The organism is Pseudoalteromonas sp. Xi13, assembly GCF_003952205.1.
GTDB classification, from domain to species: domain Bacteria; phylum Pseudomonadota; class Gammaproteobacteria; order Enterobacterales; family Alteromonadaceae; genus Pseudoalteromonas; species Pseudoalteromonas atlantica.
Genome location: NZ_CP034439.1, coordinates 3,052,810 through 3,070,149, shown reverse-complemented (window position 1 = coordinate 3,070,149; position 17,340 = coordinate 3,052,810). Strand labels below are relative to the sequence as shown.

The window sequence follows — 17,340 nt, the reverse complement described above, 5'->3', positions numbered from 1 at the left end:
ACTAAAAAAGGCAAACACAAGCTAATGACTGCGCAATTTGAACACGTATCCGTATTAATGGACGAAACCATCGATGCTCTTGCAATTAAGCCAGACGGCATATACATGGATGGTACTTTTGGACGTGGCGGACACTCAGGTCAAATACTTGCTCGACTTGGTGAGCAAGGGCGTTTACAGGCCATTGATCAAGACCCACAAGCAATAAAGTCGGCTGAAAAATTTGCCGATGACGCACGATTTGCTATAGCTCACACCCGCTTTTCTAACTTATACGATGTTGCAGAGCAAAACGATCTGTTAGGTAAAGTTGATGGCATTTTATTAGATATTGGCGTGTCCTCACCCCAGCTTGATGACGCAGAGCGTGGCTTTAGCTTTATGAAGGACGGCCCCCTTGATATGCGCATGGACCCAACAAGTGGGCGCAGTGCAGCGCAGTGGCTAGCCGAAGCTGAGCTTGAAGACATTACCCATGTAATTAAAACCTACGGTGAAGAAAAATTTGGTAAGCGTATTGCCCACAAAGTACTTGAGGTAAGAGAGCACACGCCAATTACCACAACCAAGCAACTTGCCGATTTAGTCGATGAAGCGGTGCCTGTTAAAGATAAATTTAAACACCCAGCCACACGTACATTTCAGGCAATCAGAATTTACATAAACAGTGAACTGGAAGAAATTCAAACCGCACTGCAAGCTGCTGTAAAAGTATTAAAGCCAGGTGGACGTTTAGTGGTTATTTCGTTTCATTCACTTGAAGACAGAATTGTGAAGCAATTTATTAGAAAACAGAGTAAGGGAGAAGCGATACCCAGAGGTCTGCCTTTAACCGACGCACAAATAAATAAAAACCTGACGTTAAAAGCAGTGGGTAAAGCTATTAAACCAAGTGCTGAAGAAATTGAGCGTAATCCACGCTCTCGCAGCTCAGTACTTAGGATTGCACAGAGGCTTGGATGAACACTAAAGCGAATCATCGCCAACCCAATTTATTTTTAGAAATATTAAAAGGCCTAGGAGCTAACAAGCTAACCTCGGCCTTGTTGGTTGTGATATTCGCTTCAAGCTTTGCAGTAGTGCAGGTTACGCACTCGGCTCGCGCGCAGCTAATTAAGCAAGATACGCTGCTACAAGAGCGAGATGAGCTCGACCTTGAATGGCGTTATTTACTTGTAGAAGAAGAGTTTTATTCGCAGCATGCGCGCATTGAGGAGGTTGCTACCACACAGCTTCAAATGAAGCGCCCTACCAGTCAGGATGAACAGGTAATAATAATACAATGAGAAATCGCGGCAAAAAACAGGTCAATAACTTAATCACATGGCGCTTTATGTTGGTGTGCACTGTGGTGTTTTTAGTGTTTGTAACACTGGTGTCGCGTGCTGCCTATTTACAAGTTATTGAGCCAGATAAAGCCCGTTCAGAAAGCGATAAACGCACCGTTCGTGTAGAAAAACTACATGTACAACGCGGTATGATCTTCGATCGTCAAGGCAAAGAGCTTGCTGTAAGTGTGCCTGTAGTCAGTGTGTATGCCGATCCTAAAGCATTACATAAGTCACTTGTTGCCAAAGTTATAAAACAAGCACGTAAAAACGGTGAAGATCATAAAACGCTTGCAGAAAATGCCGCTGAGCTTGATAAGCGTACCTCTGTTTATTATGAAAATGATCTGCGTTGGCGTGAGCTGGCAGATGTATTACGTATCGATCCTAAAAAATAAATTCGCGTTTATTAAATGATCCCACCCGTCGTTTTGTGTATTTAAAGCGCCAAGTTACACCGGCGGTTGCCAACTACATTAGCCAATTACGCTTACCTGGTATTCATTTGTTAGATGAGTCTAAACGTTATTACCCTGCAGGAGAGGTAACGGCCCACATTATTGGTTTTACAAACATTGATGGAAAAGGCATAGAAGGCATTGAAAAACTCTACGAAAATGCCTTAACAGGCGAAGAAGGCCGTCGCACTATTCGTAAAGATGCCCAAGGCCGCGAAGTTGAGGTATTAGATGAGCGTGAGCGTGTAGAGCCTGAAAATATTCAGCTGAGTATTGATCAACGTATTCAAGCAATTGCTTATAAGGCAGTAAAATCTGCTGTACTCACGTATAAAGCGACATCGGGGTCGGCCATGGTAGTTGATGTTAAAACCGGTGAAGTTTTGGCTATGGTAAATAGCCCATCATTTAATCCAAATAATTTGAACGATGCACAACCACATAAACGCCGTAACCGCGCAATTACCGATTTGTTTGAACCAGGCTCAACCGTTAAGCCACTAGCCATTTTAGCTGGGCTAGACTACGGCGCAATTAAAGCCGACGACACCATTGATACCTACCCAGGTTGGATGCGTTTAGGCGGCAGTTTAGTAAAAGATACCCGTAACCACGGTGAAATGACGCTTCGCGAAATTTTAAAGTATTCATCAAACATGGGCGTGGCGAAGGTAACGCAGCAAGTACCTAAAGATTACTTAGTTGGCTTATATCAAAAAGTGGGCTTTGGTAGCGATACCGGCACAGGCATGGTCGGCGAAAGTAGTGGTTTATTTTATCCAAACCGCCGCTGGTCTGACTTTGAAATTGCCACGTTATCGTTTGGTTATGCTATTTCGGTAAGTACGGCGCAAATGGCCCGTTTTTACACCATGTTAGGCGCCGGTGGGATTAATCGTCCGTTAACGATTTTAAAGCAAGACGGTGTGCCAGAAGGCGAGCGTATTTTTAAACAAAAAGACGTAGAAGCCGTTGTTCACATGATGGAAAGCGTGTTTGAAAAAGACGGTACAGCCCGAAACATAAAAGTAGATGGCTATCGCGCGGCAGGCAAAACCGGTACTTCTAAAAAGGCGGTTGCTGGTGGTTACGGTGATGAATACGTAGGTTATTTTGCAGGTGTAGCACCGGCAAGTAATCCACGCTTGGCTGTGGTAGTGATGATAAATGAGCCCGGTGGCGATGTGTACTATGGAGGTGCCACCGCAGGCCCTGCATTTGCAGAAATCGTCTCTAACGCATTAAGAATATTAAACGTAGCCCCTGATAAGGAAGAAGTGGCTTACGTAAAAGGTAAAGATAACGATGCGTGATTTAAAGGCTATTTTAAAATACATCGAGATAGATGCACCTTCGCAGCTAGTTAAAGATTTACGCCTTGATAGCCGTGATGTAACGCCAGGCGATGTATTTGTGGCTATAAAAGGCCATACGCTTGATGGCGGACAGTTTATTGCCAAAGCAATTGAAAACGGCGCTACAGCCATTATTGCCGATAGACTGTGCGAATTTGATGTCACTTTTGAGCCACTGTATTTAGTAACTGAGCTTGATAAAAAACTCCCAGAGCTAGCGAGTCAATTTTATGAAAACCCAAGCCAATCTCTCGATTTAATTGGTGTAACGGGCACTAATGGTAAATCTACAACAACGGCTATGATGGCGCATTTAGCGCAGTTTTGTAGTACCCCTTCGGCCATTATAGGCACATTAGGCTATGGCCACCCCGATACACTTACGCCACTTATTAATACCACGCCTTCGGCTGTTGACTTGCAGCACATATTGCATGACTTAAAACAGCAGCATAAAAAGCTTGTGGCGATGGAGGTTTCATCGCACGGGTTAGTGCAACAGCGTGTGGCACAATGCCAATTTAAAGCGGCGGTATTTACTAATTTATCGCGCGATCACCTTGATTACCATGGCGATATGGCAAGTTATGGCGACGCTAAGCTTATGCTGTTTCGCGATTTTGACCCACAGCTAGTGGTGCTAAATCAAGACGATGGGCAAGCAGAGCAATGGCTTGAAAAATACAGTTTTAATAATCTTATTTGTTATGGCCGTAAAAATTTAGCACCTAAAAATGCACAGTATGTGTATTTTTCTGATGTTGAGTATTCTAAAAATGGCATTTCGGCGCAATTGAGCACAAGTTGGGGTGATATTAGCGTAACATCGCCTCTATTTGGTGAGTTTAACTTATATAATTTAACTGCGGCACTGGCAACATTGTTGGGGCTAGGTTATCCGCTTGAGCAGTTAGCTGCCGGATGCGCGCATTTGCACCCCGTTGCTGGGCGTATGCAAGCGTTTAGCGAAGTTAATTTACCCACGTGCGTTGTTGATTACGCCCATACGCCTGATGCACTTGCTCTGGCTTTACAAGCATTGCAAAAGCATGTGCCTGGTGGGGTTAGTTGTGTTTTTGGTTGTGGCGGCGACAGAGATAAAGGTAAGCGTGCCTTAATGGCGCAAGCGGCAGAGCAAAATGCAGATAAGGTTATTGTTACCAGCGACAATCCGCGTTCAGAAAACCCAGATGCTATTTTAGCAGATGTGGCAGCGGGTTTATCGCAGCCTGAAAAAGCCCATTTAGAGGCTGACAGAGCAAAAGCCATTCGCTATGCAATAGAAAATGCAAATGCGGATGACGTTATTTTAATTGCCGGCAAAGGCCACGAGGATTACCAAATTATTGGTGATCAACGTATCAACTTTTGCGATCGCAGTTATGTAAAAGAACAACTAAAAAAAGCAGTAAGAGGGATAACTCAATGATCCCAATGGACTTTGATTGGCTGGCAAATGTGCTAGCAACCGATTATCTAGGTGATAATCTCAATGTAGTAAATATTAATACCGATACCCGCAGCATTTGCGACGGTGAGGTGTTTTTAGCTTTAAAAGGGCCTAATTTTGATGGCCATAAATTTATTGCTGATGCTAAACAAAAAGGCGCTATTGGCGTTATTGTTCAGCATAAAGTAGATGTAGATATTGTGCAGTTTGTTGTTAGCGATACCCGTATTGCATTAGGTAATATAGGTGCGGCAGTTATGGCACAGGTTAACCCTAAAACCATTGCCATTACGGGCAGCGTGGGTAAAACAACGGTAAAAGAAATGTGCGCCGCTATTTTATCGGTGCACGGAGATGTGCTTGCTACAAAAGGTAATTTTAATAACGATATTGGCGTACCACTTACGCTATTACGTTTAGAGCCGCAGCACCGTTTTGCTGTTATAGAGCTTGGCGCTAATCATTTAGGCGAAATTGCTTACACTACCGCCATGGCAAAACCCGATGTAGCTGTGGTGTGCAATGTGGCCGCTGCGCATTTAGAAGGCTTTGGTAGCCTAATGGGGGTTGCTAAGGCAAAAGGTGAAATTTTTGATGGCCTAAAAGACGATGGCGTTGCCATTGTTAACTGCGATAGCGAATTTAGCCAATACTGGCTTGATAAATTAAAAGGGCGCACTGTTAAGTGTTTTTCAAGTACTGAAAAACTTGATATTTGGGCAGAAAATATCAGCCTAGACGAAAATGCTCGCGCAAGCTTTTTATTGTGTACACAAGATAAAAAAGTACCTGTAACGCTTGCTCTTCCTGGTAAGCACAACGTGAGCAATGCGCTTATTGCTGCGGCTTTAACCAGCGAGTTTGATGTATCACTTGAAGAGATAGCCACCGCACTTGCCACCATGGGCGATGTGAAGGGGCGCGTAAATTTAATAAAAGTAACTGATTCACTGACCGTTATTGATGATACCTACAATGCAAATGTTAAGTCAGTAAAAGCTGCAATTGATTTATTAAGTGATATTCAAGGGCACCGTATTTTAGCACTGGGCGATATGGGAGAGCTTGGTGAACAAGCCAGAACTTATCATCAAGAAGTAGGCGAATACGCCAAACAACAAGGCATTGATGAGCTGTATACGCTGGGTGTGTTAAGTAAATACGCAAGCGATGTATTTGATAAGCCAAACCGCCATTTTTCTAACCGCGAAGAGATGCTCAAGCAAATTCAAACCAGTCTTAATAACACAAACAATAAAACCACGCTTGTGGTGAAAGGATCGCGCAGTTCTCGCATGGAATTATTAGTAACCGATTTAGTAAATGGCCAGCAACAAGCCATCAATGGAGTATCATAATGTTAGTTTGGCTGGCAGAGTATTTAACCCAATATTACAGTGGCTTTAATGTTTTTTCGTATTTAACCTTACGTGCCATTTTAGGCATATTAACAGCGTTAATGATGTCGCTTTATTTTGGCCCTAAGCTCATTCGTTCGTTACAAAAAATGCAAATTGGCCAAGTAGTGCGAGATGATGGCCCAGAATCTCACTTATCTAAAAAAGGCACTCCTACTATGGGAGGCTTACTTATTTTAGGCGCTATATTTACCAGCACCTTATTATGGGCTGATTTATCAAACAAATACGTATGGGCAACCTTATTTGTAATTGGCTCATTAGGTTTAGTGGGCTTTATAGATGACTACCGCAAAGTAATACGTAAAGACCCTAAAGGGCTAATTGCTAAATGGAAGTATTTTTGGCAATCGGTTATTGCTCTAGTGGTGGCAACTGCACTGTATGCAACGAGTACACAAGCGTCAGAAACCTCACTCGTGGTGCCATTTTTTAAAGATGTATTGCCACAACTAGGCTTGTTTTACATTGTAATTATTTACTTTGCATTAGTGGGTACTTCAAACGCGGTAAACCTGACTGATGGCTTAGATGGCCTGGCGATTGTGCCGACTATTTTAGTGGCTGCTGCACTGGCGATAATTGCTTATTTAACCGGTAATATTAACTTTTCGGCTTACTTACATATCCCGCATTTACCGCTTGCTAGTGAGCTGGTGGTTGTGTGTACCGCTATTGTTGGCGCTGGGTTAGGCTTTTTATGGTTTAACACATACCCAGCACAGGTGTTTATGGGAGATGTAGGGTCGCTGGCACTTGGCGGCGCGCTGGGCATTATTGCTATTTTAGTACGCCAAGAGCTACTGCTTATTATTATGGGCGGCGTGTTTGTAATGGAAGCTTTATCGGTAATTTTACAAGTGGGCTCATACAAATTACGCGGACAGCGCATTTTTAGAATGGCGCCGATTCATCATCATTACGAGCTAAAAGGTTGGCCAGAGCCACGTGTTATTGTGCGCTTTTGGATAATTTCAATTGTGCTAGTACTTGCTGGCCTTGCGACATTAAAGATTCGATAAATGCAGTATTTAAACGAGATAAAAAACAAACATATAACAGTGCTCGGACTCGGTGTAACCGGTCTGGGCATTGTGCGTTTTTTATTATCTCATGGTTTTGCACCAAAAGTCGTTGATAGCCGTGTTGCGCCACCAGGTATGGATTGGCTAAGCGAGCATGCTCCTGAGCTTAATACGCATTTTGGTGATTTAGCTAGCGCCGCGCTTTGTAAAACCGATATGATCATCATAAGCCCCGGGCTTAGCTTAAAAATTCCCGCAATTGCTCAAGCAATAGAGTCAGGCATTGAAGTAATTGGTGATGTAGAGCTGTTTGCTCGTATAAATACAAAACCGGTTGTTGCTGTTACAGGCTCTAATGGTAAATCAACCGTTGTTACCTTAGCCTACGAGGTATTAAAAGCAGCAGGTTATAAGGTGGCATTAGGTGGCAATATTGGCACTGCGGTATTGGATTTACTAAGTGATGATTTTGATGTGTATGTGCTGGAGCTTTCGAGTTTTCAGCTGGATACCTGCTCAAGCTTAAAACCAATAAGCGCAGCGGTATTAAATATATCTGAAGATCATTTAGATCGTTACGACAGCTACCAAGCCTATATCGACTCTAAATTAAGTATTTATAACAATGCTGAGCTTTTAGTAATCAACGCAGATGATATTCAAACTAAGCCTATTAGTCGCGCTTTAGCGCCGCAAATGAGCTTTGGCACCGACCACGGTGATTACCACTTAGCTGAGCGCAATAATGAGCTGCACTTTATAGTAAAAGGCGAGGCGTACTTACCTGTTAGCACGCTTGCGGTCGTTGGTAAGCACAATTACTTAAATACACTTGCGGTTATGGCGTTATTAAGCCCGTTTGATATTAGTAAAGAACAGTACGCAGCGGCGCTTTGTCAATTTAATGGTTTAGCGCACCGTTGCCAGTTTGTTGATGAGCAATATGGTGTTCAATACTTTAACGACTCTAAAGCCACCAATGTTGGCGCCACTATAGCGGCAATAGATAGTTTGGCCTCAGATCACGAAAACCTGATTGTAATAGCCGGTGGTGATGCTAAAGGTGCTGATTTAAGTGCGTTAAAGCCGTATATAAAAAGTCATGTAAAAGCGCTTGTATGCTTTGGTAAAGATGCAGCAGAGCTTGCTGCTTTAACGAGTAAATCGCACTTGGTAAACACAATGCAAGAGGCGGTATCGCTCGCTAAAGTACTTAGCAAGCGCGGTGACATTGTATTACTTGCGCCTGCCTGTGCCAGCATTGATATGTATAACAACTACATGCAACGCGGTGATGACTTTGTGCAATGTGTAATGGAAGGGCAATTATGATTGCCTTTGCCGATTTAAAAGAAACACTCACCCCAAAACCCTCAGCACAGCTTTACGATGTGCCCCTGCTTTATTGCATGTTAATGCTTATAGGGGTGGGTTTTATAATGGTGACCAGCGCCTCAATGCCCACAGCCGAAAGGCTGTTTGATAACTCATACCATATTACTATTCGCCACAGCATGTTTTTAGCGATGGCATTTGTTTTATTTTGGATTGCCGCCAGCGTGCCTATGGATTGGTGGAAACGCTCAAACCCGTATTTGTTGCTGCTTGGTATGGTGCTACTTATTGCTGTGTTAATAATAGGCCGCGAAGTCAACGGCGCTAAGCGTTGGATACCCATTGGGCCGGTTGGTTTTCAGGTGGCCGAGGCCGCTAAATTATACTTTTTTAGTTATATAGCAGGCTACTTAGTAAGAAAGCGCGAAGAAGTACAAGAAAATATTAAAGGCTTTGCTAAGCCTATCGCTGTATTTGCGGTATATGCCTTACTTATTTTACTACAGCCCGATTTAGGAACTGTGGTAGTTATGTTTGTAACAACTGTGGGGCTGTTATTTTTGGCCGGCGCAAAGTTATGGCAGTTTTTTGTACTTATTTTAACGGGCGTAGGGCTTGTTGTATTACTGATTATTGTAGAGCCATACAGAATGGCGCGCGTGGTGGGCTTTTTAGACCCTTGGGAAGACCCATTTGGTAAAGGGTATCAGTTAGTGCAGTCGCTTATGGCCTACAGCCAAGGTGGCTGGTTTGGCCAAGGGTTAGGTAACAGCGTGCAAAAGTTACAGTATTTACCCGAGGCACATAACGATTTTATTTTTGCCGTTATAGGTGAAGAGCTAGGCCTAGTAGGTGTAGCAAGTATTTTATGTGTGTTGGCTGTGTTTGTATTTAGGGCGCTTTTAATAGGCCAACAAGCTTTAAAATGTGGCAAAGAATACGAAGGCTATTTTGCGTTTGCTATTGGCATTTGGTTTGCGTTTCAAACCATGGTTAATGTAGGCGCCAGCGCAGGGTTATTACCGACTAAAGGGTTAACCTTGCCGTTTATTTCGTATGGTGGTTCAAGTTTATTAATAATGACGATTGCCACCGGTATTTTATTGCGTGTTGATTTTGAAACCAAAATGGCAACCAAACAAGCCACCTCACGCGGAGGTAAGCGATGAGTAAAAAATTAGTAGTTGTGGCCGGTGGTACAGGTGGGCATATATTCCCAGGTATTGCTGTAGCCGATTATTTAAAAGAGCAAGGCTGGCAAGTAAGCTGGATAGGCACGCCAGACAGAATGGAAGCGGATGTTGTACCAAAGCATAACATTGAGATTGATTTTATTAATGTAAAGGGCGTACGCGGTAATGGCTTAAAGCGTCTTATTAAAGCCCCATTCATGGTACTTAATGCAATATTGCAGGCGCGTAAGGTATTGAAATCTCAGCAACCAGATGTAGTGCTTGCTATGGGTGGCTATGTAACCGGGCCAACCGGCATTGCCGCTAAAAGTTTAGGCATTCCACTGGTGATTCATGAGCAAAATGCAGTAGCAGGAATGAGCAACAAGTGGTTGGCAAAATTTGCTAACAGAGTACTTGCTGCGTTTCCAAGCGCCTTTGCACCAGGGCAAGCCGAATTAGTCGGTAACCCAGTACGTGCAAGCGTTGCTAATGTAGCTAAACGTGATGTTTCAAGCCCTATTAATATTTTAGTGGTGGGTGGCTCGCTAGGCGCACAAGTGCTTAACCAAATATTGCCAGAGGCGTTTAATTTACTTGCTAAAACAGCGCCAATTAAAGTGTGGCACCAAACAGGTAAAGGCCATATTGAGGGTGTGAAAAGCGCGTATGCGAAAAACAACATTGCAGATGAAGACCTAAAAGTTGCTGAATTTATAGATGATATGGACGCCGCCTATGCGTGGGCCGATATTGTTATTTGCCGTGCTGGTGCACTGACTGTTAGTGAAATTGCCGCCGCGGGTAAAATGGCTGTATTTGTGCCGTTTCCACATGCGGTAGACGATCATCAAACCGCCAACGCAAAATATTTAGTAACCGCAAATGGCGCGCTTTTAATGCCTCAGCCGCAGTTTAATAAAGATTCAATAGTCGAGCTATTAAACCCGTATTTGGCAAAGCCTATATTAATTAAACAAATGGCCAGCAATGCTAAGCAGCAAGCCATTTTAGATGCCACAGCAAGCGTTGCCTCGCACTGTGAGCAAGTAACAAATAAGAGAAAATAAGTGAAAGATAAGTCAATACAAGAACAACAAACTCGACCTGCTATGCGTCGAATAGAAACCATCCATTTTATTGGTATTGGTGGTGCGGGTATGGGCGGCATTGCTGAAGTACTGGCTTTTGAAGGCTATCGCATTACAGGCTCAGATATAGCGCACAGCGCAATGACCGAACGCTTAATTAAAGCCGGTGCAGAAGTATTTATAGGCCATCACGAAAACAACGTAAAAGATGCCAACGTAGTTGTTGTTTCAAGTGCTATTGATGAAACAAACCCTGAGATTATTGCTGCAAAAGCAGCGCGTATACCGGTAGTTCGCCGTGCAGAAATGCTTGCCGAATTAATGCGTTTTCGCCATGGCATTGCCATTGCGGGCACACATGGTAAAACCACAACAACCAGTTTAATTGCCAGCATTTATGCTCAGGCAGGGCTTGATCCTACTTTTATCATTGGCGGCTTATTAAATAGCGCGGGCAGTAACGCAAAAGTGGGCAAGAGCGACTTTTTAATTGCTGAGGCAGATGAAAGCGATGCATCGTTTTTGCATTTACAGCCTATGGTATCGGTGATTACCAATATTGAAGAAGATCACATGGAAACCTATGGCGGCAGTCTTGAGAAAATGAAAGACACTTATGTGGACTTTATTCATAACCTGCCATTTTATGGCTTAGCCGTAGTGTGCATAGACTCGCAAGTAGCAAGTGAGCTGATCCCGCGTTTTGGTCGCCCTGTGATCACGTATGGCGAGTCAAAAGATGCTGACTACCGCATGAGCGATTTTAGCCAATCAGCAAGTACTTGTACTTTTACAGTGACACATAAAAGCGGTGAAAGCTTAAGTGCAACGCTTAATATGCCAGGTAAGCACAACGCACTTAATGCCACGGCGGCAATTGCAGTGGCTAAAGATCAAAACATTGCTAACCACGCAATTTTAGAGGCGCTGCAAAAATTTGAAGGCATAGGACGACGCTTCCAGCATTATGGCAATTTTGAAAATGAGCGCGGCAATGTCATGCTGGTGGATGATTACGGACATCACCCATCAGAAGTTGCTGCCACCATTGCAGCGGTACGCGAAGGCTGGCCAGAAAAGCGTTTAGTTATGGTTTATCAACCGCACAGGTTTACCCGTACACGCGATTTATACGAAGACTTTGTAAAAGTATTAGCAGATGTAGATCAACTTTTATTACTTGATGTGTACAGTGCCGGCGAAGAGCCTATTGTTGGCGCCGACAGTAAAAGCCTGTGCCGCAGCTTACGTCAGCGCGGAAAAGAGCCTTTACATGTAGCAACGAGCGCAGAGCTTGCTGGTGTGCTGGCAGATAACTTACAAAATAACGACTTAGTTTTAACGCAAGGCGCTGGTAATATAGGACAATTGGTTAAAACATTAGCGGCAACAGGTATGTCGGTGGAAAAATTAAAGCAAGGTGAAGTATGACGCAAGAAAACGCGCAATTTGGTAAAGTAGCAGTACTGCTTGGGGGTAACTCAGCAGAGCGCGAAGTGTCACTACGTTCAGGGCAAGCGGTGCTTAATGCACTACAAAATGCCGGCGTTGATGCCATTGCTTTTGACCCGCAAAATCGCTCTTTGTGGGAGCTAAAAGAATTAAAGGTAGATCGTGTTTTTATTGCTTTGCATGGCCGTGGTGGCGAAGACGGTACAGTGCAAGGCGCACTTGAATTTATGAACTTGCCATACACGGGCAGCACTGTATTAGGCTCAGCCTTGGCAATGGATAAAGTACGTTGTAAGCATTTATTTAAATCTGCAGGACTAAGCACAGCGCCTTATGCAGTTGTTGATGCTAAAAAAGGCTTTGATGCAAAAGCTATTATGGATGAGTTTAAAAAAGTAATGGTTAAGCCATCGCACGAAGGCTCAAGCATAGGTATGGCGCAAGCAAGTACCGCTCAAGAGCTTGAAGATGCCCTTACACACGCTTTTAAGTTTGATAGCCAAGTGTTAGTAGAGCAGTGGATAACCGGACGCGAATTTACCGTGACTGTATTAGGCGATGAAGTACAGCCTGTGATTGAAATGACGACTCCAAATGGTTTTTACGATTACCAAGCTAAGTATCAATCAAATACAACACAGTATCATTGCCCTGCAGATTTATCGGCGCAAGATACACAGCACTTACAGGCTATCTCGTTAGAGGCGTTTGATTTAGTGGGGGCAAGCGGCTGGGGCCGTGTAGATGCCATGCAAGATGAGCAGGGGAATTTTTATTTATTAGAAGTAAATACAGTCCCTGGCATGACCGAAAAATCGCTGGTGCCCATGGCGGCAAAAGCAAACGGGGCAACATTTGAGCAATTAGTTGTTCGCATTTTGGGGCAAACGCTTTAATATGCATCCCCTTTTAGAAAAAGCTCAACAGTTAAAACAGCAACTTAACTTTAATTGGTCGCTAATTTTTGGTGTGAGCTTTTTTCTGGTGGTAGTGATTGGGCTCGTGCAAATAACTACCGGTGTATCTGATTGGCTAGTAGAGAACAAAGATGCACAAATAAAGCACTTAACAGTGCTAGGAAAGCCCAAATACACTGACGAAAAGGCCATAATAAAAGCAATAAAACAGGCCGATTTAAGCAGTTTTTTTGAGCTAGATGTAAAACGCGTACAGCAACTGGTAAAAGATTTACCTTGGGTTGCAACCGTATCGGTACGCAAGCAATGGCCCGATACAATACAAGTGTACGTAGTTGAACACGAAGCCGTAGCCCATTGGAATAGCGATTTACTGCTAAACCAAAGTGGCGATGCCTTTGAAGCAAGTAGCGATAAACTCGCCAATGATTTACCGCAACTTTACGGCCCAGAAGGCAGCGAAAAAGAAGCGTGGATTGCCTTTAAGCAATTTGACGAAATGCTAAAGGTAAATGCATTAACGTTAAAAAGCTTAGCCCTTTCGGAGCGTTTTTCGTGGCAGTTATGGTTAGATAATGGTGTGCGCTTAAATTTAGGGCGCAAAGACAAAGCAAAGCGAGTACAGCGGTTTATAGATGTGTACCCGCGCATGGAAAAGCGTGCAGATGCACAAATAGATGCAATAGATTTACGCTATGATACCGGCCTTGCAGTTAGCTATAAGCCTGTGCAAGAACAGCAATTACAAAATAAGAGTAAGGCATGACTAAGTCAGCAGAAAGAAACCTAGTGATTGGATTAGACGTTGGTACCTCAAAAGTGGTGGCCACGGTAGGTGAAATCACCGCAGATAACAAGCTCAGCATTGTTGGTGTGGGCAGCCAAGTATCTCATGGTATGGATAAAGGCGGCGTTAACGATTTAAACTTAGTGTCTGAGTCGATTCGCCGAGCAATAGATGAAGCCGAGTTAATGGCTGATTGTCGTATTAGCTCAGTGTACTTAGGGATTTCTGGCAAGCACATACAATGTCAAAACGAAAGCGGCGTGGTTGCTATTAATAATACAGAAGTAACCGATGAAGACATTGAAAATGTAATTCATATAGCGCGCTCTGTGCCTATTTCGGCCGAGCGTAAAATGCTGCATGCATTACCGCAAGAATACAGCATTGATATGCAAGAGGGCATTAAAAATCCCCTTGGGATGAGCGGTGTACGTATGGAAGCACGTGCACACATTATTACCTGCTCAAACGACATGGCTAAAAACATTGAAAAATGTGTTGAGCGCTGTGGTTTAGAGGTTGATCAGCTTATATTTACCGCACTCGCATCGTGTTACTCGGTTTTAACCGATGACGAAAAAGAGCTTGGCGTAGCGGTACTTGATATTGGTGGTGGTACAATGGATATCACTATTTATATTAATGGGGCATTACGTCATTCTTCGGTTATCCCAGTGGCGGGTAATCAAGTAACCGGTGATATTGCAAAAATATTTCGTACACCTATATCACATGCTGAGTCACTCAAAGTACAATATGCATGTGCAAGTAGCCAAATGGCCAGTAACGAAGACACCATAGAAGTACCAAGTGTAGGCGGGCGACCAGCACGATTAATGTCGCGCCATACTTTATCTGAAGTGGTAGAGCCTCGTTTTAGAGAATTATTTGAATTAGCAATGGAAGAAATTCGTCGCTCAGGTTTAGAAGACCAAATTGCGGCAGGCCTCGTTATTACAGGCGGGACTGCTAAAATGACTGGCGCAATGGAAGTGGCTGAAGACATTTTCCAAATGCCAGTGAGAATAGGCAAACCAATCGGGATAGTTGGTTTGACAGACTACGTAGACGATCCTTCGTACGCAACCGCTGTAGGTTTGTTACAATACGGGCGCACTATGCAATCGATGAATGCACAAAAGTCGAAAGCAGAGGATAATAATAATTGGTGGAACCGCATTACTAAATGGTTCCAAGGCGAGTTTTAAAGTACTCAAGTCGGAGAGTAAACATGTTTGATATGATGGAACAACACAGCGAAGAAGCTGTAATTAAGGTAATTGGCGTGGGCGGTGGCGGCGGTAACGCTGTTGAGCACATGGTAAAACAACAAATAGAAGGCGTGCGCTTTATAGCCGCAAATACGGATGCGCAAGCATTACGTAATTCCGCTGCCGATATTACCGTACAACTAGGCACGCAAATAACCTCAGGGTTAGGTGCAGGTGCAAACCCAGAAGTAGGCCGCGAATCGGCTGAAGAAGATGCAGAAACAATTCGTGCCAGCCTTGAAGGCGCAGATATGGTATTTATTGCTGCCGGCATGGGTGGTGGTACAGGTACTGGTGCTGCACCAGTGGTTGCTAAAATTGCCAAAGAATTAGGTATTTTAACGGTTGCTGTAGTAACGCGCCCTTTTGACTTTGAAGGCAAAAAGCGCGCAGCAGCTGCTGAACAAGGCATTAATGAATTGTCAGAAATTGTAGACTCACTTATTACAATTCCGAACAATAAATTGCTTAAAGTTTTAGGTAAAGGGACTACACTGTTAGATGCCTTCGCTAAAGCAAACGATGTACTTTTTGGTGCGGTTCAAGGTATTGCGGAGCTAATTACACGTTCTGGTTTAATTAACGTGGATTTCGCCGACGTACGTACCGTAATGTCAGCAATGGGTACTGCCATGATGGGCACAGCCTCTGCATCAGGCCCAGATCGTGCTCAAGAAGCTGCAGAAGCGGCTATCTCAAGCCCATTACTAGAAGACGTTGATTTAACCGGTGCTAAAGGTATTTTGGTTAATATTACCGCGGGTATGGACATTGCGATTGAAGAATTTGAAATTGTGGGTAACCACGTTAAAGCGCTAGCGTCTGAAAATGCAACTGTGGTTGTAGGTGCGGTTATTGACCCAGAAATGAGCGACGAGTTACGTGTAACCGTTGTTGCTACGGGTTTAGGCGGCGATCGTCGTCCGCAGTTTGGTATTGTTGATAACGGCTTTAAAAAGGCATCAGGTTCTGATGTAGCAAGTTCATCAAACCAATCTAGCAGCATGTACGTACCAAGCTTTGCAAGCCAAGGCACAAGCACTGAAGAAACGACGCCAAGCACGCAAGTAGAAAGCAAAGAACAAGCGCCATCTACAAGCTCAAGCAACACGGCAAGTTCATCAGCGCAAAACAGTAAAAAAGCGGATAAATCAGAAGGCGGAGATTATTTTGATATTCCGGCTTTTTTACGTAAGCAGGCTGATTAACATTTACTAATGCTTTTGTTTGAAATATGTACAAATATTGAAAGGCAAAAGGATTTATGTTAAACTCCGCCGTCTAACTGTAACTGATTTAAAAGTGAGCGAACCTATGATTAAACAGCGTACGATTGCACAAGTAGTCAAAGCCATAGGAATTGGACTTCATAAAGGTGAGAAGGTCACAATAACTCTCCGACCTGCGAGCGCAAATACCGGGATTGTATTTCGTCGTGTCGACCTTGATCCGGTTGTTGATTTTGAAACAACACCTGAAGCCGTTGGTGATACGCAACTGTGTACCTGTTTAATTAACAAAGATGGCGTTCGCTTATCAACGACTGAGCACCTAATTGCAGCGGTTGCTGCAATGGGTATCGACAATTTAATTGTTGAATTAGACAGCTCAGAAGTGCCGATTATGGATGGTAGTGCATTACCGTTCATTTATTTGTTACAAAAAGGCGGCATTGAAGAGCAAAATGTTGCGAAACGCTTTATTCGTATAAAAGAAAAAGTACGTATTGAAGAAGGCGATAAATGGGCCGAAGTAGAACCATATGATGGTTTTCATATCGACTTTGAAATTGCCTTCGATCACCCGGCCATTAATGAAAGCCGCCAGCGCATTGGTTTAGATATTACTGCGCAAAGCTTTACTGAAGAAATTAGCCGTGCACGTACGTTTGGCTTTATGAAAGACATTGAATACATGCATGCTAATAACCTAGCACTTGGTGGCAGCATGGACAGCGCAGTAGTACTTGATGACTTTAAAGTACTAAACCCAAATGGTTTGCGCTACAGCGATGAATTTGTAAAACACAAAATATTAGACTGTGTGGGCGACATGTTTATGACAGGTCATAACCTACTAGGTAAAGTAACGGCTTATAAATCGGGTCACGATTTAAATAATAAGTTACTTCGCAAAATTATGGCAACAGAGTCAGCATGGGAGTGGGCAACATTTGAAACGCCTGTTACGATGCCTGCACCCGGCCTTGAATTAGCGACGGCCTAATTTAGTATTTTTTAAAAATACACGCTCACAAACAGTTATAAATAATGACGCTTAA

Annotated in this window: 14 protein-coding genes and 1 pseudogene; all 15 read left to right on the top strand. The window is 43.5% G+C overall.

Annotated features, from left to right (window positions below):
• Positions 1-24: 24 nt before the first annotated feature.
• Positions 25-963 (top strand): 16S rRNA (cytosine(1402)-N(4))-methyltransferase RsmH, encoded by a 939-nt coding sequence (rsmH, locus tag EJ103_RS13770; RefSeq protein ID WP_004589408.1) that lies wholly within the window; start codon positions 25-27, stop codon positions 961-963.
• Complete coding sequence (gene ftsL, locus EJ103_RS13765; protein WP_024033306.1) at positions 960-1,286, top strand: cell division protein FtsL; 327 nt, start codon at positions 960-962, stop codon at positions 1,284-1,286. The genes rsmH and ftsL overlap by 4 nt, the downstream gene beginning before the upstream one ends.
• A pseudogene (locus EJ103_RS13760) lies at positions 1,283-3,099 on the top strand (penicillin-binding transpeptidase domain-containing protein). Before ftsL ends, EJ103_RS13760 begins: the two are co-directional and overlap by 4 nt.
• The gene (murE, locus tag EJ103_RS13755) at positions 3,092-4,570 is read left to right on the top strand and encodes a UDP-N-acetylmuramoyl-L-alanyl-D-glutamate--2,6-diaminopimelate ligase (protein ID WP_126008188.1); all 1,479 of its coding nucleotides are present in this window, start codon (positions 3,092-3,094) and stop codon (positions 4,568-4,570) included. The pseudogene EJ103_RS13760 and the gene murE overlap by 8 nt, the downstream one beginning before the upstream one ends.
• A complete protein-coding gene (gene murF / locus EJ103_RS13750) occupies positions 4,567-5,949 on the top strand; it encodes a UDP-N-acetylmuramoyl-tripeptide--D-alanyl-D-alanine ligase (protein ID WP_126008186.1) in 1,383 nt (460 codons plus the stop codon). The genes murE and murF overlap by 4 nt, the downstream gene beginning before the upstream one ends.
• Positions 5,949-7,031, top strand: coding sequence for a phospho-N-acetylmuramoyl-pentapeptide-transferase (gene mraY / locus EJ103_RS13745; RefSeq protein ID WP_126008184.1), 1,083 nt, complete (start codon positions 5,949-5,951; stop codon positions 7,029-7,031). Before murF ends, mraY begins: the two co-directional genes overlap by 1 nt.
• A complete protein-coding gene (gene murD / locus EJ103_RS13740; protein ID WP_126008182.1) occupies positions 7,032-8,366 on the top strand; it encodes a UDP-N-acetylmuramoyl-L-alanine--D-glutamate ligase in 1,335 nt (444 codons plus the stop codon). It abuts the gene before it with no gap.
• Complete coding sequence (gene ftsW, locus EJ103_RS13735) at positions 8,363-9,538, top strand: cell division protein FtsW (protein WP_004589415.1); 1,176 nt, start codon at positions 8,363-8,365, stop codon at positions 9,536-9,538. Before murD ends, ftsW begins: the two co-directional genes overlap by 4 nt.
• The gene (gene murG, locus EJ103_RS13730) at positions 9,535-10,611 is read left to right on the top strand and encodes an undecaprenyldiphospho-muramoylpentapeptide beta-N-acetylglucosaminyltransferase (RefSeq protein WP_126008181.1); all 1,077 of its coding nucleotides are present in this window, start codon (positions 9,535-9,537) and stop codon (positions 10,609-10,611) included. Before ftsW ends, murG begins: the two co-directional genes overlap by 4 nt.
• Positions 10,612-12,063 (top strand): UDP-N-acetylmuramate--L-alanine ligase, encoded by a 1,452-nt coding sequence (gene murC, locus EJ103_RS13725; RefSeq protein ID WP_004589417.1) that lies wholly within the window; start codon positions 10,612-10,614, stop codon positions 12,061-12,063.
• Positions 12,060-12,980: a D-alanine--D-alanine ligase gene (locus EJ103_RS13720; protein ID WP_126008179.1), complete on the top strand. Its 921-nt coding sequence runs from the start codon at positions 12,060-12,062 to the stop codon at positions 12,978-12,980. The genes murC and EJ103_RS13720 overlap by 4 nt, the downstream gene beginning before the upstream one ends.
• Before the next feature lies 1 nt (position 12,981).
• Positions 12,982-13,767, top strand: coding sequence for a cell division protein FtsQ/DivIB (locus EJ103_RS13715; RefSeq protein WP_126008177.1), 786 nt, complete (start codon positions 12,982-12,984; stop codon positions 13,765-13,767).
• Positions 13,764-14,996, top strand: coding sequence for a cell division protein FtsA (ftsA, locus tag EJ103_RS13710; RefSeq protein WP_004589420.1), 1,233 nt, complete (start codon positions 13,764-13,766; stop codon positions 14,994-14,996). The genes EJ103_RS13715 and ftsA overlap by 4 nt, the downstream gene beginning before the upstream one ends.
• 23 nt (positions 14,997-15,019) lie before the next feature.
• Positions 15,020-16,267 (top strand): cell division protein FtsZ, encoded by a 1,248-nt coding sequence (gene ftsZ, locus EJ103_RS13705; protein ID WP_004589421.1) that lies wholly within the window; start codon positions 15,020-15,022, stop codon positions 16,265-16,267.
• Between the two features lie 106 nt (positions 16,268-16,373).
• Positions 16,374-17,285, top strand: a complete 912-nt coding sequence (lpxC, locus tag EJ103_RS13700; RefSeq protein WP_004589422.1) for a UDP-3-O-acyl-N-acetylglucosamine deacetylase — start codon at positions 16,374-16,376, stop codon at positions 17,283-17,285.
• The last annotated feature ends 55 nt before the right edge of the window (positions 17,286-17,340 follow it).

What these genes read in the sequence shown, in the direction of transcription:
- murG (WP_126008181.1), top strand. Translation starts at nt 9,535, where the DNA reads ATGAGTAAAAAATTAGTAGTTGTGGCCGGTGGTACAGGTGGGCATATA.
- EJ103_RS13715 (WP_126008177.1), top strand. Translation starts at nt 12,982, where the DNA reads ATGCATCCCCTTTTAGAAAAAGCTCAACAGTTAAAACAGCAACTTAAC.
- murE (WP_126008188.1), top strand. Translation starts at nt 3,092, where the DNA reads ATGCGTGATTTAAAGGCTATTTTAAAATACATCGAGATAGATGCACCT.
- lpxC (WP_004589422.1), top strand. Translation starts at nt 16,374, where the DNA reads ATGATTAAACAGCGTACGATTGCACAAGTAGTCAAAGCCATAGGAATT.
- ftsZ (WP_004589421.1), top strand. Translation starts at nt 15,020, where the DNA reads ATGTTTGATATGATGGAACAACACAGCGAAGAAGCTGTAATTAAGGTA.
- ftsA (WP_004589420.1), top strand. Translation starts at nt 13,764, where the DNA reads ATGACTAAGTCAGCAGAAAGAAACCTAGTGATTGGATTAGACGTTGGT.
- EJ103_RS13720 (WP_126008179.1), top strand. Translation starts at nt 12,060, where the DNA reads ATGACGCAAGAAAACGCGCAATTTGGTAAAGTAGCAGTACTGCTTGGG.
- murF (WP_126008186.1), top strand. Translation starts at nt 4,567, where the DNA reads ATGATCCCAATGGACTTTGATTGGCTGGCAAATGTGCTAGCAACCGAT.
- murD (WP_126008182.1), top strand. Translation starts at nt 7,032, where the DNA reads ATGCAGTATTTAAACGAGATAAAAAACAAACATATAACAGTGCTCGGA.
- rsmH (WP_004589408.1), top strand. Translation starts at nt 25, where the DNA reads ATGACTGCGCAATTTGAACACGTATCCGTATTAATGGACGAAACCATC.
- ftsL (WP_024033306.1), top strand. Translation starts at nt 960, where the DNA reads ATGAACACTAAAGCGAATCATCGCCAACCCAATTTATTTTTAGAAATA.
- ftsW (WP_004589415.1), top strand. Translation starts at nt 8,363, where the DNA reads ATGATTGCCTTTGCCGATTTAAAAGAAACACTCACCCCAAAACCCTCA.
- mraY (WP_126008184.1), top strand. Translation starts at nt 5,949, where the DNA reads ATGTTAGTTTGGCTGGCAGAGTATTTAACCCAATATTACAGTGGCTTT.